The sequence below is a fragment of the Maribacter stanieri genome (assembly GCF_900112245.1).
GTDB lineage: Bacteria > Bacteroidota > Bacteroidia > Flavobacteriales > Flavobacteriaceae > Maribacter > Maribacter stanieri.
This window is the reverse complement of the sequence record NZ_FOYX01000002.1, coordinates 135,179-155,435: the sequence shown is the minus strand read 5'-3', so window position 1 is coordinate 155,435 and position 20,257 is coordinate 135,179. Positions and strand designations below refer to the sequence as shown.

Below are 20,257 nucleotides of genomic sequence, written 5' to 3'. Positions count from 1 at the left end.
TTGTTATAATCTATACTTTCTATATGCATTTTTGTTACATTTATAATTTAATACTCAAAATTAACTGTAGTAATGAACTATACCGATTTTTCAGTAGCTGAAGATGTTAAGTTAAAACTTTATAAATCAATGCTTAAGCCTCGTATGATAGAGGAGAAGATGTTGATACTTTTGCGTCAAGGTAAAATTTCTAAATGGTTTAGTGGTATAGGTCAAGAAGCTATTTCAATTGGTATAACTACGGCTTTAGATAGTGATGAGTATATTTTGCCTATGCATAGAAACTTGGGTGTCTTTACTACAAGAGAGATACCGTTGTTTAGATTGTTTGCACAATGGCAGGGCAAAGCAAGCGGATTCACCCAAGGCAGAGATCGTAGCTTTCATTTTGGTACTCAAGATTTCAAGATTGTAGGTATGATTTCTCATTTGGGACCACAATTGGGTGTTGCCGATGGTATAGCTCTAGCTCATAAGTTAAAGAAAGAAAATAAGGTAACCGCTGTATTTACAGGTGAAGGAGCAACCAGTGAAGGTGATTTTCATGAAGCACTAAATGTTGCTTCTGTTTGGGATTTACCTGTGCTGTTTTGTGTAGAGAATAACGGCTATGGCTTATCGACCCCAACCAATGAACAGTTTAAATGTGAGCACATCGCAGATAAAGGTGTTGGCTATGGGATGGAATCTCACATAATTGATGGTAATAATATATTGGAGGTCTATTCTAAAGTTTCACAGTTGGTTAGGGATATGAGAATTAATCCTAGACCGGTAATGTTAGAATTTAAAACATTTCGCATGCGCGGACATGAGGAAGCAAGCGGAACAAAATATGTACCTCAAGATCTTTTGGATATGTGGGGTGAGAAAGATCCACTAGAAAATTTTACCAAATATTTGTTGGATGAAAACCTGCTTTCTGAAAAGGTTATTGAAAATTACAAAGCTGAAATTCAAGCTGAGATTGATGACAACTTAAAAATTGCATTTAATGAAAACTCCATTGTACCTAATGAAAGTAAAGAATTAAGTGAAGTGTATCAAAATTTTAAATATAAAGATATTACTCCAAATAAAGAAACTAAAAATATACGTCTAATTGATGCTATATCTGATGGATTAAGAGCTTCTATGAAAAGGTTTGATAACCTTGTTATTATGGGGCAAGATGTTGCGGAGTATGGCGGTGTCTTTAAAATTACAGACGGCTTTGTTGAAGATTTTGGAAAAGAACGTGTGCGGAATACGCCCATTTGTGAGTCTGCAATAGTATCTGCCGCAATGGGTTTATCCATAAATGGAATGAAGGCGGTAATGGAAATGCAATTTGCAGATTTTGCGAGTAGCGGCTTTAATCCGATAGTCAATTATTTAGCAAAGAGTTTTTATAGATGGGGAGAGAAAGCAGATGTAGTTATTCGTATGCCTTGTGGTGGTGGTGTAGCTGCGGGTCCTTTTCATTCCCAAACAAATGAAGCTTGGTTTACTAAAACCCCAGGGTTAAAAGTGGTGTATCCTGCTTTTCCTTATGATGCTAAAGGATTGCTTGCCACCGCAATTGAAGATCCAAACCCGGTTATGTTTTTTGAACATAAAGGATTGTACAGAAGTATATATCAAGAAGTACCTGTAGATTATTACTCATTGCCTTTAGGGAAAGCAAGTCTTTTAAGTCAGGGAGATCAAATAACGATTGTAACTTATGGAGCAGGTGTGCATTGGGCTTTGGAAACATTAGAAAAGAACAAAGGTATAAGTGCGGATTTACTTGATTTAAGAACTTTGCAACCATTAGATATTACTGCAATTTATGATTCTGTAAAAAAGACAGGAAAGCTAATTATATTACAGGAAGACAGTCTTTTTGGAGGTATAGCTAGTGATATCTCTGCGTTGGTAATGGAAAACTGTTTTGAACATTTAGATGGTCCTGTTAAAAGAGTAGGTAGTTTAGAAACCCCTATACCTTTTAATGCACAACTAGAACAACAGTATTTGGCTAAGTCGAGATTTGAGTCAGCCCTTAGAGAACTTATAGATTATTAAGTATACACGTTAACAAAATTGTTAAAAGAGGTAATAGGTAATATTATTTAGCATCATCTTTGCGTTGTTATTGGAACGGATTTAAAATTACAACCGTCCAAAACTTAACATAAATCGTATATAGATCAAACCCTAAATAATTTACTTATGAAAAAAATGATTTGGCTTTTTAGTATCGTTCTTTTAGTGTCCTCATGTTCAATATCTAAAGATGCAAGAGGCAAAAGAAATTTGCTAAGTGGCACATGGACATTAAACGATGTTTCTTTTGAAGGAAACACTGGTAATGTTAAAGCAGTCTTATTTAACGATGTTGAAGATATATGCCTAGAAGGTAGCGAGTGGTTCTTCCGTGATAATAATAGTACTGGTAGGTATACCATTAATCAGTCTACTTTCTGTACAGGTGGAGACCGTTATATTAGATGGTCAGTTGTAGAACGTGAAGAAAACTACACAAGTCAACTACAGTTCAAATTTATTAACGAGAAAAATCAAGATATTTCTGGAGGTGCTGGTTATCGTTTAAATATCGAAAACCTAACCGAATCTAATATGACATTAAAATCTAATGTTATGGTAGAAGGTGCTCCTATTAATGTTGTTTATCAATTCAGTAAAAAATAAAAACCTACTTAAAATTAAATCAAACATATGAAAACAATGATATTACGTAGAACTAGTTACATAATCGCTCTTGCCATGGTAATGAGCTGTAGCACAGTTAAGAATGCAAATAAAACACAAAAAGGTGCGGTAATCGGAGCATCAGGTGGTGCCGTAATTGGTGGTATCTTAGGTAACAATGTTGGTAGTGGTAACAATACTGCTCTTGGTGCAATATTAGGTGCCGCTATTGGTGGTGCAGCTGGTGGATACATTGGTAATAGAATGGATCGCCAAGCAGAACGTATAGAAGAGGAAATTCCTGGAGCAGAAGTTAAGCGTGTTGGTGAAGGTATTAACGTTACTTTCAATGAAGATGCAGGTGTGTATTTTGATACCAACAAATCTAACGTACAAGGTACATCTGCTACTACTTTAGATAAGTTAGTTGGAATTTTTAAAGAATATCCACAATCTAATATTTTAGTTGAAGGACATACCGATAGTGCTGGTGCAGACGAGTATAACTTGAACCTATCTAAGCAAAGAGCCGAGTCGGTTACTAACTATTTAGTTAGCAAAGGAGTTGATGCAAGTCGTTTTGATACCAAATGGTATGGTGAGACCCAACCAGTTGGTGATAACACCACCAAAGAAGGTAAAGCAAAAAATAGAAGAGTAGAACTAGCAATAGTAGCTAGTGAGTCTTTAAAGCAAGAAGCAAAGACACAGACAAATTAAGTAGAACTTATTTTTGTAAACGAGTTAAAATTAAAGCCCTGCATTTGCAGGGCTTTTTTGTTTTTGGTGTAACTTTCATGCAGTGAAAGAACACGGTATACTTATTATAGGTGGTGGTTTAGCAGGGTTAACGGCAGCTATTCATTTAGCTCTAGAAGGGCAAGATGTTGCGGTTATTGAAATGAATCCATATCCGCATCATAAAGTATGTGGGGAATATGTTTCTAATGAAGTACTCCCTTACTTGAATCGTTTAGGTATTAATCCTAATTCCGTAGGAGCTATTCCTATTTCACAATTTCAAATAAGTACACAAGATGGGTTTGTAGTAGATACTGAACTTCCTTTAGGCGGATTTGGAATAAGTAGGTATGCTTTTGATCAACTTCTATATAAAAGGGCAGTGAAGCTTGGAGTTACTTTTTATTTTGAGAAAGTGATTACTACAGCTTTTGGTAATGACTACTTTACCATTAATACTAAATCTGAATCGTATACTTCAAGAATAGTTATTGGTGCTTACGGTAAGCGTTCTGTTTTAGATAAGGATTTGAACCGTGTGTTTAGTAAAAAGAAACAATCGTGGTTAGCGGTAAAAGCGCATTATAAATTAGCTGATTTTCCAGATGATTTGGTGGGGTTACATAATTTTAATGGAGGTTACGGTGGCTTGTCCAAAACAGAGTCCGGTACCGTTAATTTTTGCTATTTGGCAAATTATCAGAGTTTTAAAAAGTATAAGGATATTCAGTGTTTTAATGAGCAAGTTGTATTAGAAAATCCATTTTTAAAAACCTTTTTAAAAGATGCGACGCCAATTTTTAAGCGTCCAATGACAATAGCCCAAATATCTTTTGACCAGAAGGAAAGCGTTGTTAATCATATGATCATGTGTGGCGATACAGCAGGCTTAATTCATCCACTTTGTGGAAATGGAATGGCAATGTCTATACATAGTGCTAAGATCGCAGTTCAATTAATTTTACGGTTTGTAAAAGAAGAGGATTATGATCGACAGCAGTTAGAATTGGACTATTCTAAATTATGGACCAAGGCATTTAGTAGACGTTTATGGTTTGGAAGGAAATTACAAGGCATCTTAATGAATAAAAGATTAGTTTCAATGGGTATTAAAACTGTAGGAAAATCGAAAACGCTATTGAAATATATTATATCTAAAACCCATGGAGAATTGCTGTCATAATGGAAGATTTTACATATAGAAGTTCTGTAGTTGAGATTATGGATACCTTTTCTGGTACCACGGAAGAGTTGGAAACCATTCTTAAGGACATTAATAGAGTTAATAAGCTTCTTGGTGGGTATAAGATAACTTTAAATGCTGTTTTTGAGATGGTTAGTTCTGCATTTAAAGAATCATATACGATTTTAGATATGGGTTGCGCAGAAGGAACCATGTTACGAAAGCTTGCAGATGAGGGTAGAAAAAGAAATATCAAACTCCATTTAATTGGTGTTGACCTAAATGGTCAAAGTTTGGAATTGGCACAAAAGCATTCAATAGATTATCCCGAAATTACATATCAAAAAGCAGATATTTTGACTACCGATTTTTCACAAATGAATATCGATGTAGTAATGACCACATTAACATTGCACCATTTTACGGATGAAGGTGTTGTACAATTTGTAAACAGGTTTGTAAAGCTGGCATCGATGGGTGTTGTTATAAATGATTTGGAACGTAGTCCAATTGCCTATTATTTATTTAAAGCCTTTAGTTTCTTTTTTATCAAAACGGAAATAGCAGAAAAAGACGGATTGTTATCTGTTAGAAGAGCGTTTAAAATGAGAGAATTACAAGATTTTGCGAATCAAGTCAAAAATGCCACGCATCACATTCGGTGGAAATGGGCTTTTAGATATATATGGGTTTTAAAAAAGAAGTAGTAGATTGAAGTATAAGAATAGCTATGAATCACACAAGAATTATAAGTGTTACCAAAGAATTACCCAAATACTTTAGAGATACCAAAGATATTATTCCCTTGGTAGAATTCTGGTTAGGTGATCAAGAAGAGCGATTTACCAGAAAAGTTGTGAAGATTTTTGAAGGTGCCGCAGTAGATAAAAGGTATTCTATAATGCCACCGGAAGATGTATTTATTACAACTTCTTTTGAAGACAAGAATAACATATACAGTAGAGAAGCAAAACGAATGGGTGCTAATGTTTTGCGAAACGCTTTGCATAAAAGCAGTTGGGACGCTGACTCTATAGACTATATTATAACGGTAAGCTGTACGGGAATTATGATTCCTTCCTTAGATGCCTACTTAATCAATGAATTGGGCATGCGTCAAGATGTTGTTAGGCTACCGGTAACTGAAATGGGTTGCGCCGCTGGAGTATCTGGGCTTATTTATGCACACAACTTCTTAAAATCCAATCCTGGTAAGCGTATTGCATTAGTTTCGGTAGAAAGTCCTACAGCAACATTTCAGCTTAATGATTTTTCTATGGCTAATATGGTAAGTGCTGCAATTTTTGGCGATGGTGCGGCGTGTGTATTATTGTCATCTGAAGAAAATGCGGTGGGACCTAAAATTATTGGAGAAGAAATGTATCATTTTAAGGATGCCACTCAGATGATGGGTTTCGATTTAACCAACCATGGTTTAAAAATGATTTTGGATCCAGCAGTACCGGAAACGATATCTAATCATTTCGCAGAAATCGTACATCCTTTTTTAGAAAAATATGGTAGTAATATTCAGAATGTAGACCATTTAATATTTCATCCTGGTGGTAAAAAAATAGTACAAACAGTAGAATCGCTTTTTGGGGCGTTGGGTAAAAATATAGACGATACTAGAGAAGTTTTAAGACTTTATGGTAATATGAGCAGCGCCACTGTTTTATACGTTTTAGAGCGCTTTCTGGAAAAAGATATTTCTGCGGGAGAACAAGGTTTAATTTTAAGTTTTGGTCCAGGGTTTTCTGCACAACGCGTTTTAATAGAATGGTAGGTAATTGAATATAAGTATATGAATAATCATCATTGGGCATTAATTTTAGGAGGTAGTAGTGGCTTAGGTTTAGCTACGGCAAAGAAACTGGCAAGTCATGGGTATCATATATTAATTGTTCATAGAGATAGACGTTCAGATATGGATGCTATTGAAGCTTCGTTTCAAGAGATTCGCTCATTTGGAAATGAAGTTATTGCCATGAACGTTGATGCTTTGAATTCGAATAAGCGTGAGGGTATTATTGCAGATATTCAACAACAGTTACCCGAAGGGCATACTATAAAAGTACTTGTGCACAGTGTTGCAAAAGGCACATTGAAGCCTATGTTTTCTGAAAATAGACAAACATTAAGTGATACCGATTTCAGGATAACATTTGATGCTATGGCGCTCAGTCTATATGATTGGACAAAAGCTTTGGCGACTGCAAAGCTTTTCAATGAAGATGCACGAATAATATCTTTTACTAGTGAAGGAAATACAAAGGCGTTACCAAATTACAGTGCGGTGTCCGTTGCAAAAGTGGCTTTAGAAGCGCTAACCCGAAGTATAGCTTTAGAATTTGCACCCATTGGTATAAAAGCGAATTGTATTCAAGCAGGTATTACGATGACAAAATCTTTGTCCATGATACCTGGTTACGAACAAATTAAAGAGAATGCATTGCGAAGGAACCCAAATAACCGTTTGACAATGCCTGAAGATGTAGCGAATGCCGTGTATTTATTAACGACCGATGAAGCTAAGTGGATCACCGGAACCGTTATAAAAGTTGATGGTGGGGAAAGTTTAATATAGTAGTTGATGAAGAGAAACGAAGAGTATGATTGGATTTTAAATGAATTGCCCTATGCAGATCCATTTCTGTTCTTGGATGAAATTTTAAGGGTGGATAATAATGGTGCTGAGGGAAGTTATCTGTTTAAATCGGATTCGGATTTTTACGGCGGTCATTTTAAAAATAATCCTGTTACTCCCGGTGTATTGTTGACAGAATGTTGCGCGCAGATAGGGTTGGTGTCTTTGGGTATCTTTCTTTTAGGGAAAGAGACTAAACTGAAAAACCTAAGTATAGGAATGAGTAGTTCGCAAATGGAATTTTTATTACCCGTATTCCCAGGCGAGCGTGTTCGGGTAGTTTCAGAATTGGTTTACTTCCGGTTTCAAAAATTGAAATGCCAGGTAAAAATGTATAACAAAAATGATAAATTGGTCTGTAAAGGTGTATTGGCAGGCATGATAGGGGAAGCGAATGAATAGACGCGTGGTAATTACAGGTTTAGGAGTGTGTGCGCCAAATGGTGTAGGACTTACCGATTTTACTCAATCTCTCTTAGACGGTAAAAGTGGAATTCGTCATCAGCCTAACTTAGAGAAACTGGGTTTTGGCTGTCAGGTAGCTGGTGAACCCTTGGTAAAAGATAATCTTATAGATAATTACTTTACGCCATTAGAACGTAGGGGATTGAATGCTACAGGCATTGTTTACGGTGTTATTGCAGGAGTAGATGCGTGGAAAGATGCCGGATTGAAAAAAAATACATCTAACGAGCCTTTTTGGGACCGAGGAATCATCTTTGGAACAGGAATTTTAGGCGTTGATAAATTTAGGGAAGCTATTCATCTTATCGATGAAGGTAATGTTAGAAGGTTAGGAAGTACCTCAGTAATCCAAACTATGGCAAGTGGAATTAGTGCTTATTTAGGCGGATTATTAGGTTGTGGAAATCAGGTTACAACGAACTCTGCAGCCTGTACTACTGGTACTGAGGGAATTATTATGGCATATGAGCGTATTAGTCAGGGAAAGGCGGAAATTATGCTTACCGGTAGCTGTAGTGATAGTGGTCCTTATGTTTGGGGTGGTTTTGATGCCATGCGTATTTTGCCAAGGGGTTATAATGATAATCCAACAAAAGCTAGTAGACCTATGAGTGCTACAGCAAGTGGATTTATTCCCGGTAGTGGTGCAGGAGCGTTAGTTTTAGAATCATTGGACAGTGCTTTAAACCGTGGTGCACATATTTATGCAGAAGTATTAGGGGGCGAAATTAATAGTGGTGGACAAATGGGTGAAGGATCTATGACCGCACCAAATAGTATTGCAGTTCAGCGCTGCATTCGTAATGCAGTTTCTAACGCCGGAGTACATTTATCTGATATTGATGTTATTAATGGACATTTGACAGCTACGGCTAAGGATGGATTAGAAATTGAAAATTGGAGTAAATCATTAGAGCGTGCAGGCGTAGATTTTCCTTATATAAATTCCTTTAAGAGCACGGTTGGTCATTGCTTGGCTGCAGCGGGTAGCATTGAAAGCGTTGCTACCATATTACAGTTTAAAGAAAAGGTGGTATTTAAAAATGTAAATTGTGAGGATGTGCATCCAGAAATAACTAATTTAATATCGGAAACCAGAGTGCCTAGGGAAACGCTAAATCATGCACCTAGAGTAATTGCTAAGGCAAGTTTCGGATTTGGAGATGTAAATGCTTGTGTTATATTTAAAGCATTCGTAGAAGAATAAAAAATATACTAATAGGTATTGTAATTAAATTATAAATGCAGGAAGAAGAGAAATATCAAAAACTAAAGGATATTATTAAAATATACCTTCCCGAAGACGTTGCAATTACGGACGTTGAGAAGAATAGTCATTTCATGAACAACTTAAACATCAACTCTGCTAATTTAGTTGATATCGTTTTAGATGTGGAAGATGCATTTGATATACGTCTAGAAAATGATGACATGGATCAAATGCAAACCGTTAATGATGCCATGGCAATAATCGATGCCAAATTAAAAGAAAAGTAAGTGTTTAGGTTTCTATTCTTTATCCTTGATTAATGTAGAGGCAAGTATTCCTGAAATTAAAGCAACTGAAATCACCGTTAAAGAAACCCATTCAGGTAAATGAATATAATGGGAGAATAACATCTTTAAACCTACAAAGGCAAGGATTACTACCAGACTATAGTTAATGTATCTAAACTTCTCTAGCATTCTAGATATTAGAAAATACATAGAACGTAATCCTAATATTGCAAGAATATTAGAACTGAATACTATAAAAGGATCTGCAGTTATCGCTAGAATAGCAGGTATGCTATCTAAGGCAAATAGAATATCGGTCAACTCAATCACTATAAGTGCTACAAATAGGGGAGTAGCGGCGTTTATACCCATTCGTTTTACGAAAAAATCGTGACCATGCATAGTTGATGTAACCGGGTAAATTTTCTTGATGGTTTTAAAAACAAAAGAATTCTTAGGGTCAAAATTTTCATCTTCACCTTTTAGCATATTAAATGCAGTATATAAAAGGAATACGCCAAAAACATAAATAATCCATTCAAACTTGGTGATTAATGCAACTCCGAAGAATATCATTAAAGCTCTAAATACAATTGCACCTAAAATACCCCAGAACAAAACCCGATGCTGATATAATGCCGGAATTTTGAAAGAAGAGAATATAACGGCAATTACAAATACATTGTCTACGCTTAAGGAAAGTTCAATTAAATAACCGGTAATATATTTTAATACCGCATTATTGGGTGTTAGTCCGGTTGGGTTGTCAATTATTTCAGCATTGAACAACCAATATATGACGCCACTAAATGCAAATGCAATCGTTACCCAAATCGCAGTCCAAATACCTGCTTCTTTAGACTTGATCACATGGTCGTTCTTATGGAAAACACCTAAATCTAGTGCAAGAAATACAATAACAAAGGCAACAAAGACAATCCAGACTATCATATAGAATTTTTGAAGTTGCAAAGGTATTAAAAATTGACTTTAAGTATTTCGATTCTTTTAAATGATCGAGTCTTGTACGCCAAATAATTTATTATACCTGCTTGATGCAAAATTCTAGTTTTACTAGATTGTTAATTGATGTGTTTACGGAAAAGATTAATCGAAAAAAATAAGATAGATTAATCTGTAAATACCGGGTATAACAAAAACGTTTACCTGTTGATAGGATTTTTGATTATTTAGGAAGCAACCAATTGAAAATCTGAGGTAAATATTGAGTGGTATTTTAATTATTGCCTTTTTTGGATAAAGGAACATTTATGATCGATGAAGTACATTTTTAATTTAGAATCGTGGTAATTTGAGAATTTTTAGTTTAATTTTAAAGTAGAACAAGCTATTGAAATGAAAAAAATAACCATATTAGGCGGTGTTTTGCTATGCTTTATTATGAGTGTTAGTACTGTACATGCGCAAGATTCTCCGCAATCAGATGTACGGGTAAAACAGCGCATGCTTTTAAATCAATTTGAATCTGATTATGTCTTGACGGCTAATGAACGTGTTGCCCTAAAACAAGCTCGTTTGGCATATCAATATCGTATGAAAGAATTGTTAGATTCTATTGATATATCTGAAGGAAAAAGAAGGCGTCTTTTACAAGAGTTAAAACGAAACCCTTTATCTGAAAAGGTTCAAGCTGTGATTGCTAATCACATTTCACCTGATAAAAATATTGAACAATAAAAAAATGCAGTCTAACGAGACTGCATTTTTGCTTTTCTTTTTTCTAATTGCCTTTGCAGGTCTTCTACAGATGAAGCAATTGCAGCTTCAAAGCTAGCGGAAGACGATTGTGCAAAAAGGCGTGGACCTGGCGCACTCAAGCGAATATTACATACCATCCCAGAATCTGGGGAAGAGGTATTTTCCTTTTTGAAAAAAACATCGGACCTTACTATAAAATCAAATTTGTCCAATAATTTCTCTAATTTTTGTGCAGCCATAATCTCTAATCTGTTACTGGCTTTAACATCGTCGTATTCAAAATTGATATTCATAGGCTATAAGTTTAGTTTAAGGTACTCATTTCAATTAATCATTACAACTAAAAAAAACTTAATAAATTATATGTTTTAAATTAAGATTTGCTAATCCTTTTGTTTTATAAAGTTAGCATTTGCCTCTCTAATTTAAAGTTAAGTTAAACTTACGAAAACTTAGTTTAAATATGGACTTGATATCTTAAATTGAAGTAAATTTCTCACAATTTCATTTTTTAATCTACTGCTATGGAGAATGAACAAGACAAATCTTTGTGTTTAGGTAAATTGGAGCGTTGTTACAACACTATTCAGCATTTTAAAATAAGGGTAGATTCCTATTTGTATGAACCTACTACGGTAGCCCTTTTTGAGACCAAAGCGTATTTAAAGAATAAAATATCGAAGCTTTCCGAGACAAACGAAAAGCTATTGGAATTTATGAGAACTTCTAAAGTAATGCAGCCAGAACAATTTAAGTTGGTAAACTATCATATTCGGGAAACTTTTGAGCTTGAATTCGATTTTATGGAATACACCTTGAAATTTAGACAACCCGTTTAAATGCTTATTTTCTAGCTAATCGGTTAATTGGTATGTTATTTTCTAATATGTTACTTGTTTAAAAACAATTTTCAAAAATTGTTACTAATTTAGACGTAGAACACTTATGAAATTAATATGAAAATTATAACGCGGCTAGCTTTATGCTGTGCGTTTTTGGTTACGGGTATGTTATACTCGCAAACTAAAAACACAGCCCATTTAAAACCAGATGCAGAAGACGAAGGTCCTGTAATGTTTCAATTTGAGCCTAACTATGAAACTGCAACTATGTTACAACGAGAAGCATTGAAGCAGAAAATAAGAGGACTGGACACCTTGGATATATCCGATAGAAAACGTCAACGATTAATTAAAGGATTTTATAAAGAATCCAGAGCTATAAATTTCAAAAAATCGGTATTGGTTAATACTGAATTTGAAGAAGAAGACTTTGAAGATTAAATTTCTTCTTTGGCATAGAATTGGTAGCTTAATGGGTGATTAAATATAGCTTCTATGAGAACTTCACTTATGTTACTATTTGTTTTTACCGCATTACTTGGTTGTAAATCGTCAAAAATGGCGATTGATGATACACATCCTATTCATGCACTAGTTAGTTCCAAGAATTTTGCCTTTACGGCTAAATCTGCCAATCCTATGGTAACTCAAAGTTTAAATGCAGTTGCCAATAGCGGACTCATTGCTCCGGGCAGTACTATTTCACGCATAGACTTATCAGGAAATAATAGTTATTTAAAAGTTTTTGGAGATAGTGTTACAGCCAATTTACCTTACTACGGCGAACGACAATTTGGAGGTGGTTATGGTTCTGCTACCGGTGTTGAATTTAAAGGCGAGCCCGATAATTACTTACAAGAGTTTGATACCGATAAGCAAAAATATACCATTAGTTTTCAAATCACGGACAAGTCCGATCGCTACACTATTCTTATGGATGTCTACCCAAGCCAATCAAGCACAGTTTATGTTACCATGGCAAACCGAAATGCTATTCAATACGATGGTAGTATTAAGGTAAATAAAGATGAAGACTAACTAGTTAGGTGTTTTCATCAATAGTAATACTTTAATAGCTATCTGTATTGGTTATAAAGGCTATTTTCTTGCTGTCTGGTGACCAACTTGGGACATTAATTGTACCTTGACCACCGTATATGTGAGCTATAACTTTAGGTTTTCCTCCTTTAATTGGCATAATACGTAACATACAATGCTTATAAAAAGGATGGTCATTAGATTTGATTTCTTTAGGAAAAGATATAAAAGCTATCCATTTTTGATCCGGACTTACATGTGGAAACCAGTCGTTATAATCATCAAAAGTCAGTTGTGTTTGTTTCTTGCCATTTGCTTTCATACTATATAATTGCATGGTACCTGTACGGTCGGAATTAAAGAAAACGGTCTTCCCATTTTTTGTGTATTCTGGACCATCATCCAAAGTAGGGAAATCTGTTAGTTGCTCTTCTTTTCCAGATTTTATATTGACAGTGAAGATATTATATGCCCCGTTTCTATCTCCGGTAAAAATCATCTCTTTATTATTGGGCGACCAACCATGCAAATATGATGCACCCACGCCTGGTTTTGTAACCATTTTTGGATTAGAGTCTCCATTGGTTGGTAAATAGTATAAAGCAGAATCTCCATTGTCGTCTTGATTATGGTGGCTAATGCCTAACAATTTCCCGTCAAAAGTTAAAACATGGTCATTGTTGTTTTTTATGGCAAATCCGGTATTTAAAGGGGTGATGGAATTGGTTTCTAGCTCATAATTATACAAACGACCTTTAGAATTATAGATCAATTTTTTACCATCAACGGTCCAATTTGGGGCTTGTATAGAATGTGCAGAATGGTAAATAATTTCTCTGTATCCGGTTTCAACATCCATCAACTCTAGATTACTACCAATATATTCGCGATATGCTTGGTAGTCATCTCCAACGGGTTTTACTATCCTTACATTACTAAAAGTGGCACGCTCTAAAACTTTGGGGTTGTGAGAACAAACATATAAGCCCACATAGACTTCATTATCCAAATCCATATCGGTTAGTTCAATACTAGTGAATTCTTCACCAAACTTAGCTGTAGACATTATATAGGTTGTACCACGGCGTTCTAATTGAATAATAGTTGGGTTTTCGTGAGAAGATTTTACTTCCTCGGTAAGGCCACCAACGGTTTTACGGTATTGTAGAGATGTTAGTCCGTCACCGTGAGTACTGGCATTTACATGTGCGGAATTATCGTCCAGATTATTTTTTATGATCCATCCTGCTTTACGGTGTGGGTCTTTGCCTTTTCCTTCAAAATTTACAGTAGTCCTCAGTATAAAATCGCCCTGTAAAGTAGTCCATAGATATTGAAATTCATCTTTCTCAAACCACATATTGGTGCCCGAGCCATCAATAGTATAGGTTTGGTTATCCGAATTAAATGTTGCGGAACCCTTTACTTTAGGATTACCAATACTAATTTGACCGTCAAAAATTCCGATTTTATGCTGTGCTTGAAATGTAGAGGAACTAAGAGCTAAGAGAATTGTAAATAATACTGAAAATGATTTCATGATATGTTGTTTTGAGCTTGATAAGTTGACATTTAAATATACCCAATAAAATCATTTAATCCTTCTTAAAAATCAAAGTGTTATTAGTAATTAAGACTTTTTGGGGAAGTCAATCTATTAGCAATGTGTAGTTTGACAGCAATTTTTAGTATTTAATGTTAAGAAGAGGCTAAAAAGGGAAGGTTTTGTCATAATCTTCGTTATTCCCTATTGAGAACGATACCTTTGCAGCTCAAATAAGTGAAATAGTTGAAATTTATAGTATGAGTAAAGTAAAAGCAGACGACAAAGTAGTAGTACATTACACAGGTAAATTAAGTAATGGTCAAATATTTGATAGCTCAGTAGATAGAGAGCCTTTAGAGGTAAAATTGGGTCAAGGTAGTTTAATACCTGGATTTGAAAAAGGATTGTTGGATATGGCGCCAAGCGACAAAAAGACAATCGTAATTGCTAAAGAGGAAGCTTACGGAGAAAAGCAAAAAGAGCTTTTTCAAACAGTACCAAAATCAGAATTGCCTGAAGATATGGAGCCAAAAGTTGATATGGCACTTATGGCAACTAATGCAGATGGTAGTGAAAGACAATTACGTGTTGCAGAAGTAAACGAAAATGATATCGTAGTAGATGCAAACCACCCATTGGCTGGTGAAGATTTAACCTTTGAGTTAGAATTGGTAGAGATCAAATAAAACGTATACGTTATATAGTAGAAACCGCCTTAATAGGGCGGTTTTTTTGTTTCTAATGGTCATGTTATCATAGTATGAAATGTTATATTTGGGTATGTATTTACGACCACTATTTTTCTTGGCTTTAGCAATTACCTTCATAGGGTGCAAAGATGCCAAAACTACTACACCGAACACAGCAGTTATAGAAACCGAGGTTGAAAAGGTACCTTCTGCTACATATGAAGATTTAGAAGGAAACCCTATAGAATTAAGCGACTACAAGGGTAAGCGTATCTTGTTAAATTATTGGGCAACATGGTGTAGACCGTGTATAGAAGAAATGCCAGATATGGAGAAAGCGCAAAACATTTTGGAACAAGAAAATTATGTTTTCTTATTTGCGTCCGATCAATCTGTAAAGAAGATTGTAAAATTTAAAGAAGCACGAGGATTCGACTTAGAATTCATCAAGTTCAATGGTATGTATGCCAAAGAAAATGTAAGCGCCTTGCCAGCAACATTTATATATAATGAAGTAGGGGAGCAGGTGTTACGTTTTGATGGCGGATTGAAATGGGATAGTCCAGAAATGATTGAGAAATTACGAACAGTACACTAATGCGCAAATCATCCTTTTATTATTTGTTAGTAACCATAAGTCTAATTTTTGGTTGTAAAGAAGCGGCAAAACCAACTGCAGCTGATGAAGTTGAAGTGAAGGTGGTAGAAGAATTGACTTCTCCGGCTAAAGAAAGTAGCGCATTGCCATATTTAATGTCCAATAAAGATGTGGCATTACTATCATGGGTAGAAACTTCAGGAGACACTTTGGCAACTATGAAATATTCAGAATTGGTAGATGGCAAATGGCAAAGTTCTAAAAATATACTGACTGGTACAGATTGGTTTGTAAATTGGGCAGATTACCCTATGATTACCGAGAACAATGGTAGTTTGTGGTCTCATGTATTAAAGAAATCGACAGCGGGTACGTATTCCTATGACATTAAAATGAATGTAAAACCTAAGGGTGCGACCGAATGGAAAACAGATTTGCCGCTACATACCGATGGTACACCAACCGAACATGGTTTTGTAAGTATAGTGCCGTATAATGACCATTTTTTTGTGAACTGGCTAGATGGCAGAAATACAGAAGAAAATGAAGTAGGGGAGCGGGGAGCCATGTCGTTACGTGCAGGTATTGTTTCTGTTACCGGCGAAATGTTAGAAGAGTACGAATTGGATGCTAGAACTTGCGATTGTTGCCAGACGACTTCTGTTATTACGGATAACGGACCAATAGTAATATACCGTGATCGTTCAGCAGATGAAATACGTGATATAAGTATCGTTCGTCAAGTAGCTGGAGAATGGACAGCACCAAAAGCAATACATGTAGACAACTGGCAAATAAAAGGATGCCCGGTAAACGGACCTAAAGTAGATGCTTTGGGTAACAATGTGGTAGTTGCTTGGTTTACCGGTGCCGAAAATGCACCAAAAGTTCAAGTATCTTTTTCTTCAAATGGTGGGGAAGTATTTACAGCACCAATAGTAATTGCAGAAGGTATAATTATGGGTAGGGTAGATGTACTTTGGACAGATGAGGATAACGCCGTAGTGAGTTGGATGGAAGCCAATGATAAGTCAGCCCTTTTTAAAGCGATGATTGTTAGAAAAGACGGAACTACATCAAAACAACAAGTGATTACCAAAATGGCGGATTCTCGTAAATCTGGATTCCCACAAATGGAAATGGTAGAAGAAACATTATATTTTGCATGGACAGAGCAAGTTGCCGCTGTAACTCAAGTACGTACGGCAAAGATGTCTGTAGATGCGTTTTCTTTTAATTAACCGAAAGCAATTCAATATCAAAAACTAATACAGAACCACCAGGTATAGAGCTGTAGTCAAAACTACCGTAGCCTAGGTGAGAAGGTACTAACAATACACCATTGCCTCCTTCATTGAAAAGGGGAATACCTTCTGTCCAACCCGCAATAACTTGATCAAGACCAATAGCTAACCCTTCAGTACTTTGGTCAAAAACATTGCCGTTTAAAAAATAACCTCTGTAGGCAACGGTTACGTTAGACGTAGCAGTTGGTTTTGCTCCATCACCTTGGTTTTCTATGATATAATGTAATCCAGAAGCAGTTGTTTCCGATACCAAATCATTTGCGGTTAAATAGGCATTAATTTCTTCTTCGTTAATAGTAGTATAATCAATGGGTTCAACAACTATAGGTTTGGTATCATCAGAAGATCCACAAGAAACCATAGTAGTTACAAGAAGAAGGATAGCAATGTATTTCATATTATTTTTTTTGGGAAGATAGTTGTTGCTTAAATACTTTGAACTGAATTAAGAAGTATTTAACCATTAATGTGTGATAGGGAATAGCGGTTATGCAATAAACGTGTTTACAGAAAAGCGAACACTACAATTTTTGTAAAGGTATTTTTGAAATTTAATCGCTTGAGATTGAGACTCAAAGATTACAGCTTCCGTAATGCTATTGGCTAAAACAAGGTGTCCAATTAGATACTCTACATAGTAGGTATTGTTTTCAGAAAGTAGAACAAAATTTGGTGTGGTTGTCACTGTTATTATTTTACGAAACTAAAATACGGCAATTTTTTTATTGATCCTAATTTTTTTGACTTTAGCGCTTTTAAATAAGTTGTTCTGCGTCATTAAATGTATGGCATGTATAGTCTGAAGAATAGCATCTCTTTAATTAGAATTATTACTGGAATCAATAAGTAAGCGCAACCTATGAAAAGACCTGTTTTCAATTTGTGGCATCATATTTGAAATGATAACAGTAATTATTAATATTTAATTAAAGTACAATGAATAAAGGAACAGTAAAATTCTTCAACGATGCAAAAGGCTTCGGATTTATTACAGAAGAAGGTTCAACGAACGATCATTTCGTTCACATTTCAGGATTAGTAGATGAGATTCGCGAAGGCGATGAAGTCGAATTCGAGCTAACCCAAGGAAAAAAAGGATTAAACGCGGTAAACGTAACAGTTATAGATTAAGACGCTTAAACTTTAAATGCAATGCCCATCAGCAATGATGGGCATTTTTTTTGTTCTTATTTTTGGGTAGTGGAGGACTTATGTGATGGTATTAGACTTAATAGAGTACAAGTTCTCAAAAAGTCTATTTTACATAATATAAATTATAGTACAATTATAACAAATAAGCGAATAGCACATTTGAGCGCTATTTTATATAGTTGCGTTAAAAGTCCTGTAATTTAAAGGAGGATTATTCCTTGGTAATTATGTAAAAAAATAATATGCTGAACATATATAAAAATATGTGCAAGGTTTTTTTCTACAGCCTTCTCGTCATATTATTTCAACAGCTAAAATTTGTAAACGCATCGACTCACAGGTTTTTAACTAATTCGTATCAATTAAAATATCTCTTGAGTAAGATTCTTAATTTTTACTAACCACTAATATTATGTCAAATAATATATAAATTTTAGAGATTAAGAATCTCTGTAATTTTTGGATTATTCAGATTTACCATTATATTCTTCGTCTAAAACCGGTTTAAACCACTGCGCGGGTCCTTTATCGCGACTTGAAATTGCTATATGAGCAAATTCTGAATTTTGACTAGCTCCATGCCAATGTTTTATGTTGGGCAGGCATTTTATGGTTTCGCCTTGGCGAAGCATACGTTTACTTTTTCCTTCTTCCTGGTAATATCCCTCTCCTTTGGTAACGATAAGAATTTGCCCAGCGGGATGGGAATGCCAGTTAGTACGTGCGCCAGATTCAAAAGTGACCAAGCCGGCATACATGGTATTTAAACTATCTGGTGTAGCCAACATATTTAGCCACGCGGTGCCCGTAAAATTTTCATTGGTTACTATTTCACCTTTAGAAAACAAAGTAGCATCCTTATGAATTTCTGTTGCTTCATTGCATCCAATCAACAGGGTTAAAATCAAAAATGTGCTATATATGGGGTTAATTTTCATTTCTCTACTATTATTATTTTCGATTATCAAGTACTTCTTGAAGTACCAGTTTTGCTGCCTTTGCGTTCTCGGTCGTCGTAGTTCCATCTAGTACTTTGGTAAACTCCCGCAATTGCTCGGGCTGCCATCCTACATTTAACGAAAGATTTAAATGGCTTTTTAACATGGGCTCTAAGGTTCCCAAACTTGCAATTACCGATATGGTTACCAATTCACGCTGTTTATGGCTAAGCACATCGCGCTCAAAAATATCGGCAAATAAATGTTCTTTTAAGAAACGGTCCATCGCCGGTGAAAATTCTTGATATGCAGGCTTTGGTCCGTCTAAAGACCTACCTACCAAATTTTCTAAAATTTTCTTACCTCTATCATATTTGTCTTGTGTTTCGGAAATCGGAGATGCATCCACTCCTCGATCATCTGTTATTCCTTTACTCTTTCGGTCATCTAACACATCCAAAAAAGTTTGTAAACCGCGTATACTTCTTGGAAAACCGGCATAGGCATACAAATGCACCAAAACCTCTTTGATTTCGTTGATTGTAAGTCCGTTGTTCAATCCCTCGTTTAGAGCATCCCCCAGTTTTACTAGCTTTCCTTGTGCCGTATAACTAGCAATTAAAATGATACCCTTTTCTTGTTCGGATAAACGAACCTTAGCTACTTCAGTATTCTGAGCGTTCAATTGAAATCCAATAACAATCAACAAACCCATTATAAGTCTTGTTTTCATACTTTTTTGTATCTGTTATTCCCTAACCATCTGTTTTACAAAAGAGAGGTTTAGCAGTTTCCAGCTCCCCCCTATTTTTTGATATACTTCGGAAACTACAAACGGGTTGGTCACTTCGTTACCGCCTACTTCTGCCACCAGGGTAATGGTGTTAAGTAGTATCGCAGTATCACCCGTTACAGCTACGGTAGCATCTTTAACAATCGCTTCTTTATACCATATACCGCCACTTTTAATAATTCCCAATTCACGCTCGGTGCCCCAATATCCGCCCATGTGTACATATTGGGCATTTTCATGAAATAGTTGGCTCAGTTTTTCGGTGTCCTTATCTGCCATCCATTGCCATTTGTTTTTCGAGAGCTCTTTAATTTCTTGCTCGACCAATGTTTGTGAGAATGTTTGCCCAATGCTGAATACAGAAAGAAGTGCAATTAAAATTATTTTGGTGTTCATCGTTTTTGATTTTTAGAGATTAGTAATTAG

At 35.5% G+C, this 20,257-nt stretch carries 25 protein-coding genes; 18 read left to right on the top strand and 7 right to left on the bottom strand.

The window, feature by feature from the left end; translation table 11 throughout:
• Positions 1–72: 72 nt before the first annotated feature.
• From BM296_RS11080 to BM296_RS11035, 10 genes are all read left to right on the top strand, one after another.
• Positions 73–2,049 (top strand): alpha-ketoacid dehydrogenase subunit alpha/beta, encoded by a 1,977-nt coding sequence (locus BM296_RS11080; protein ID WP_245787007.1) that lies wholly within the window; start codon positions 73–75, stop codon positions 2,047–2,049.
• Positions 2,050–2,196: 147 nt separating this feature from the next.
• Positions 2,197–2,676 carry a lipocalin family protein gene (locus BM296_RS11075; RefSeq protein ID WP_091903117.1) on the top strand — a complete coding sequence of 160 codons (480 nt, stop codon included), beginning with the start codon at positions 2,197–2,199 and terminating at the stop codon, positions 2,674–2,676.
• Positions 2,677–2,703: 27 nt separating this feature from the next.
• On the top strand, positions 2,704–3,396 hold the full coding sequence (locus BM296_RS11070; RefSeq protein ID WP_091903116.1) for a YiaD family glycine zipper/OmpA-like lipoprotein: 693 nt from the start codon (positions 2,704–2,706) through the stop codon (positions 3,394–3,396).
• Between the two features lie 82 nt (positions 3,397–3,478).
• The gene (locus BM296_RS11065; protein WP_091903115.1) at positions 3,479–4,600 is read left to right on the top strand and encodes an NAD(P)/FAD-dependent oxidoreductase; all 1,122 of its coding nucleotides are present in this window, start codon (positions 3,479–3,481) and stop codon (positions 4,598–4,600) included.
• Entirely contained in the window at positions 4,600–5,307 is a 708-nt protein-coding gene (locus BM296_RS11060) for a methyltransferase domain-containing protein (protein WP_091903114.1), read from the top strand. The genes BM296_RS11065 and BM296_RS11060 overlap by 1 nt, the downstream gene beginning before the upstream one ends.
• Before the next feature lie 23 nt (positions 5,308–5,330).
• The gene (locus BM296_RS11055; protein WP_091903113.1) at positions 5,331–6,386 is read left to right on the top strand and encodes a type III polyketide synthase; all 1,056 of its coding nucleotides are present in this window, start codon (positions 5,331–5,333) and stop codon (positions 6,384–6,386) included.
• Positions 6,387–6,404: 18 nt separating this feature from the next.
• Positions 6,405–7,187 carry an SDR family NAD(P)-dependent oxidoreductase gene (locus BM296_RS11050; protein ID WP_091903112.1) on the top strand — a complete coding sequence of 261 codons (783 nt, stop codon included), beginning with the start codon at positions 6,405–6,407 and terminating at the stop codon, positions 7,185–7,187.
• Between the two features lie 6 nt (positions 7,188–7,193).
• Positions 7,194–7,649 carry a 3-hydroxyacyl-ACP dehydratase FabZ family protein gene (locus tag BM296_RS11045; RefSeq protein WP_091903111.1) on the top strand — a complete coding sequence of 152 codons (456 nt, stop codon included), beginning with the start codon at positions 7,194–7,196 and terminating at the stop codon, positions 7,647–7,649.
• Positions 7,642–8,919 carry a beta-ketoacyl-[acyl-carrier-protein] synthase family protein gene (locus BM296_RS11040; RefSeq protein ID WP_091903110.1) on the top strand — a complete coding sequence of 426 codons (1,278 nt, stop codon included), beginning with the start codon at positions 7,642–7,644 and terminating at the stop codon, positions 8,917–8,919. The genes BM296_RS11045 and BM296_RS11040 overlap by 8 nt, the downstream gene beginning before the upstream one ends.
• A 35-nt stretch (positions 8,920–8,954) precedes the next feature.
• A complete protein-coding gene (locus BM296_RS11035) occupies positions 8,955–9,209 on the top strand; it encodes an acyl carrier protein (protein ID WP_091903109.1) in 255 nt (84 codons plus the stop codon).
• A gap of 12 nt (positions 9,210–9,221) precedes the next feature.
• Here BM296_RS11035 and BM296_RS11030 read toward each other — a convergent pair whose 3' ends face one another.
• Entirely contained in the window at positions 9,222–10,160 is a 939-nt protein-coding gene (locus tag BM296_RS11030) for a TerC family protein (protein ID WP_027067164.1), read from the bottom strand.
• Positions 10,161–10,565: 405 nt separating this feature from the next.
• On the opposite strand from BM296_RS11030, the gene BM296_RS11025 reads away from it, so the two are divergent.
• Entirely contained in the window at positions 10,566–10,907 is a 342-nt protein-coding gene (locus BM296_RS11025) for a hypothetical protein (protein ID WP_091903108.1), read from the top strand.
• Between the two features lie 11 nt (positions 10,908–10,918).
• Here the strand turns inward: BM296_RS11025 and hpf are convergent, their stop codons facing one another.
• On the bottom strand, positions 10,919–11,221 hold the full coding sequence (hpf, locus tag BM296_RS11020) for a ribosome hibernation-promoting factor, HPF/YfiA family (protein WP_027067162.1): 303 nt from the start codon (positions 11,219–11,221) through the stop codon (positions 10,919–10,921).
• Positions 11,222–11,452: 231 nt separating this feature from the next.
• Here hpf and BM296_RS11015 point away from each other — a divergent pair, with 231 nt between their 5' ends.
• From BM296_RS11015 to BM296_RS11005, 3 genes are all read left to right on the top strand, one after another.
• The gene (locus BM296_RS11015) at positions 11,453–11,767 is read left to right on the top strand and encodes a hypothetical protein (RefSeq protein ID WP_091903107.1); all 315 of its coding nucleotides are present in this window, start codon (positions 11,453–11,455) and stop codon (positions 11,765–11,767) included.
• Positions 11,768–11,884: 117 nt separating this feature from the next.
• Positions 11,885–12,211, top strand: a complete 327-nt coding sequence (locus BM296_RS11010; RefSeq protein WP_143099066.1) for a hypothetical protein — start codon at positions 11,885–11,887, stop codon at positions 12,209–12,211.
• A gap of 54 nt (positions 12,212–12,265) precedes the next feature.
• Complete coding sequence (locus tag BM296_RS11005; protein ID WP_091903105.1) at positions 12,266–12,808, top strand: DUF4251 domain-containing protein; 543 nt, start codon at positions 12,266–12,268, stop codon at positions 12,806–12,808.
• A 31-nt stretch (positions 12,809–12,839) separates the two neighbouring features.
• On the opposite strand, the gene BM296_RS11000 is transcribed toward BM296_RS11005, so the two are convergent.
• Positions 12,840–14,348 (bottom strand): TolB family protein, encoded by a 1,509-nt coding sequence (locus BM296_RS11000; protein ID WP_091903104.1) that lies wholly within the window; start codon positions 14,346–14,348, stop codon positions 12,840–12,842.
• Between the two features lie 263 nt (positions 14,349–14,611).
• Here BM296_RS11000 and BM296_RS10995 point away from each other — a divergent pair, with 263 nt between their 5' ends.
• The 3 genes from BM296_RS10995 to BM296_RS10985 all read left to right on the top strand — a co-directional run bounded on the left by BM296_RS10995 (position 14,612) and on the right by BM296_RS10985 (position 16,882).
• Entirely contained in the window at positions 14,612–15,040 is a 429-nt protein-coding gene (locus tag BM296_RS10995) for an FKBP-type peptidyl-prolyl cis-trans isomerase (protein WP_027067157.1), read from the top strand.
• Positions 15,041–15,134: 94 nt separating this feature from the next.
• Positions 15,135–15,641 (top strand): TlpA family protein disulfide reductase, encoded by a 507-nt coding sequence (locus tag BM296_RS10990; RefSeq protein WP_091903771.1) that lies wholly within the window; start codon positions 15,135–15,137, stop codon positions 15,639–15,641.
• On the top strand, positions 15,641–16,882 hold the full coding sequence (locus BM296_RS10985; protein WP_091903103.1) for a hypothetical protein: 1,242 nt from the start codon (positions 15,641–15,643) through the stop codon (positions 16,880–16,882). Before BM296_RS10990 ends, BM296_RS10985 begins: the two co-directional genes overlap by 1 nt.
• On the opposite strand, the gene BM296_RS10980 is transcribed toward BM296_RS10985, so the two are convergent.
• Positions 16,875–17,345 (bottom strand): FKBP-type peptidyl-prolyl cis-trans isomerase, encoded by a 471-nt coding sequence (locus BM296_RS10980; RefSeq protein WP_091903102.1) that lies wholly within the window; start codon positions 17,343–17,345, stop codon positions 16,875–16,877. The two genes, BM296_RS10985 and BM296_RS10980, sit on opposite strands and share 8 nt — an antisense overlap.
• 539 nt (positions 17,346–17,884) lie before the next feature.
• On the opposite strand from BM296_RS10980, the gene BM296_RS10970 reads away from it, so the two are divergent.
• Positions 17,885–18,079: a cold-shock protein gene (locus BM296_RS10970; RefSeq protein ID WP_091903101.1), complete on the top strand. Its 195-nt coding sequence runs from the start codon at positions 17,885–17,887 to the stop codon at positions 18,077–18,079.
• A 485-nt stretch (positions 18,080–18,564) separates the two neighbouring features.
• Here BM296_RS10970 and BM296_RS10965 read toward each other — a convergent pair whose 3' ends face one another.
• From BM296_RS10965 to BM296_RS10955, 3 genes are read right to left on the bottom strand one after another with little or no spacing between them, the layout of a single operon-like run.
• Positions 18,565–19,038, bottom strand: a complete 474-nt coding sequence (locus BM296_RS10965; RefSeq protein WP_091903100.1) for a cupin domain-containing protein — start codon at positions 19,036–19,038, stop codon at positions 18,565–18,567.
• A 13-nt stretch (positions 19,039–19,051) separates the two neighbouring features.
• Positions 19,052–19,771, bottom strand: a complete 720-nt coding sequence (locus tag BM296_RS10960; protein ID WP_091903099.1) for a carboxymuconolactone decarboxylase family protein — start codon at positions 19,769–19,771, stop codon at positions 19,052–19,054.
• A gap of 15 nt (positions 19,772–19,786) precedes the next feature.
• On the bottom strand, positions 19,787–20,227 hold the full coding sequence (locus BM296_RS10955) for a nuclear transport factor 2 family protein (protein ID WP_091903098.1): 441 nt from the start codon (positions 20,225–20,227) through the stop codon (positions 19,787–19,789).
• Positions 20,228–20,257 lie beyond the last annotated feature (30 nt).

Excerpts from the sequence above, each read along its gene's own strand:
- BM296_RS11080 (WP_245787007.1), top strand. The coding sequence starts at position 73 with ATGAACTATACCGATTTTTCAGTAGCTGAAGATGTTAAGTTAAAACTT.
- BM296_RS11075 (WP_091903117.1), top strand. The coding sequence starts at position 2,197 with ATGAAAAAAATGATTTGGCTTTTTAGTATCGTTCTTTTAGTGTCCTCA.
- BM296_RS11070 (WP_091903116.1), top strand. The coding sequence starts at position 2,704 with ATGAAAACAATGATATTACGTAGAACTAGTTACATAATCGCTCTTGCC.
- BM296_RS11060 (WP_091903114.1), top strand. The coding sequence starts at position 4,600 with ATGGAAGATTTTACATATAGAAGTTCTGTAGTTGAGATTATGGATACC.
- BM296_RS11055 (WP_091903113.1), top strand. The coding sequence starts at position 5,331 with ATGAATCACACAAGAATTATAAGTGTTACCAAAGAATTACCCAAATAC.
- BM296_RS11050 (WP_091903112.1), top strand. The coding sequence starts at position 6,405 with ATGAATAATCATCATTGGGCATTAATTTTAGGAGGTAGTAGTGGCTTA.
- BM296_RS11045 (WP_091903111.1), top strand. The coding sequence starts at position 7,194 with ATGAAGAGAAACGAAGAGTATGATTGGATTTTAAATGAATTGCCCTAT.
- BM296_RS11040 (WP_091903110.1), top strand. The coding sequence starts at position 7,642 with ATGAATAGACGCGTGGTAATTACAGGTTTAGGAGTGTGTGCGCCAAAT.
- BM296_RS11035 (WP_091903109.1), top strand. The coding sequence starts at position 8,955 with ATGCAGGAAGAAGAGAAATATCAAAAACTAAAGGATATTATTAAAATA.
- BM296_RS11030 (WP_027067164.1), bottom strand. The coding sequence starts at position 10,160 with ATGATAGTCTGGATTGTCTTTGTTGCCTTTGTTATTGTATTTCTTGCA.
- BM296_RS11025 (WP_091903108.1), top strand. The coding sequence starts at position 10,566 with ATGAAAAAAATAACCATATTAGGCGGTGTTTTGCTATGCTTTATTATG.
- hpf (WP_027067162.1), bottom strand. The coding sequence starts at position 11,221 with ATGAATATCAATTTTGAATACGACGATGTTAAAGCCAGTAACAGATTA.
- BM296_RS11015 (WP_091903107.1), top strand. The coding sequence starts at position 11,453 with ATGGAGAATGAACAAGACAAATCTTTGTGTTTAGGTAAATTGGAGCGT.
- BM296_RS11010 (WP_143099066.1), top strand. The coding sequence starts at position 11,885 with ATGAAAATTATAACGCGGCTAGCTTTATGCTGTGCGTTTTTGGTTACG.
- BM296_RS11005 (WP_091903105.1), top strand. The coding sequence starts at position 12,266 with ATGAGAACTTCACTTATGTTACTATTTGTTTTTACCGCATTACTTGGT.
- BM296_RS11000 (WP_091903104.1), bottom strand. The coding sequence starts at position 14,348 with ATGAAATCATTTTCAGTATTATTTACAATTCTCTTAGCTCTTAGTTCC.
- BM296_RS10995 (WP_027067157.1), top strand. The coding sequence starts at position 14,612 with ATGAGTAAAGTAAAAGCAGACGACAAAGTAGTAGTACATTACACAGGT.
- BM296_RS10990 (WP_091903771.1), top strand. The coding sequence starts at position 15,135 with ATGTATTTACGACCACTATTTTTCTTGGCTTTAGCAATTACCTTCATA.
- BM296_RS10985 (WP_091903103.1), top strand. The coding sequence starts at position 15,641 with ATGCGCAAATCATCCTTTTATTATTTGTTAGTAACCATAAGTCTAATT.
- BM296_RS10980 (WP_091903102.1), bottom strand. The coding sequence starts at position 17,345 with ATGAAATACATTGCTATCCTTCTTCTTGTAACTACTATGGTTTCTTGT.
- BM296_RS10970 (WP_091903101.1), top strand. The coding sequence starts at position 17,885 with ATGAATAAAGGAACAGTAAAATTCTTCAACGATGCAAAAGGCTTCGGA.
- BM296_RS10965 (WP_091903100.1), bottom strand. The coding sequence starts at position 19,038 with ATGAAAATTAACCCCATATATAGCACATTTTTGATTTTAACCCTGTTG.
- BM296_RS10960 (WP_091903099.1), bottom strand. The coding sequence starts at position 19,771 with ATGAAAACAAGACTTATAATGGGTTTGTTGATTGTTATTGGATTTCAA.
- BM296_RS10955 (WP_091903098.1), bottom strand. The coding sequence starts at position 20,227 with ATGAACACCAAAATAATTTTAATTGCACTTCTTTCTGTATTCAGCATT.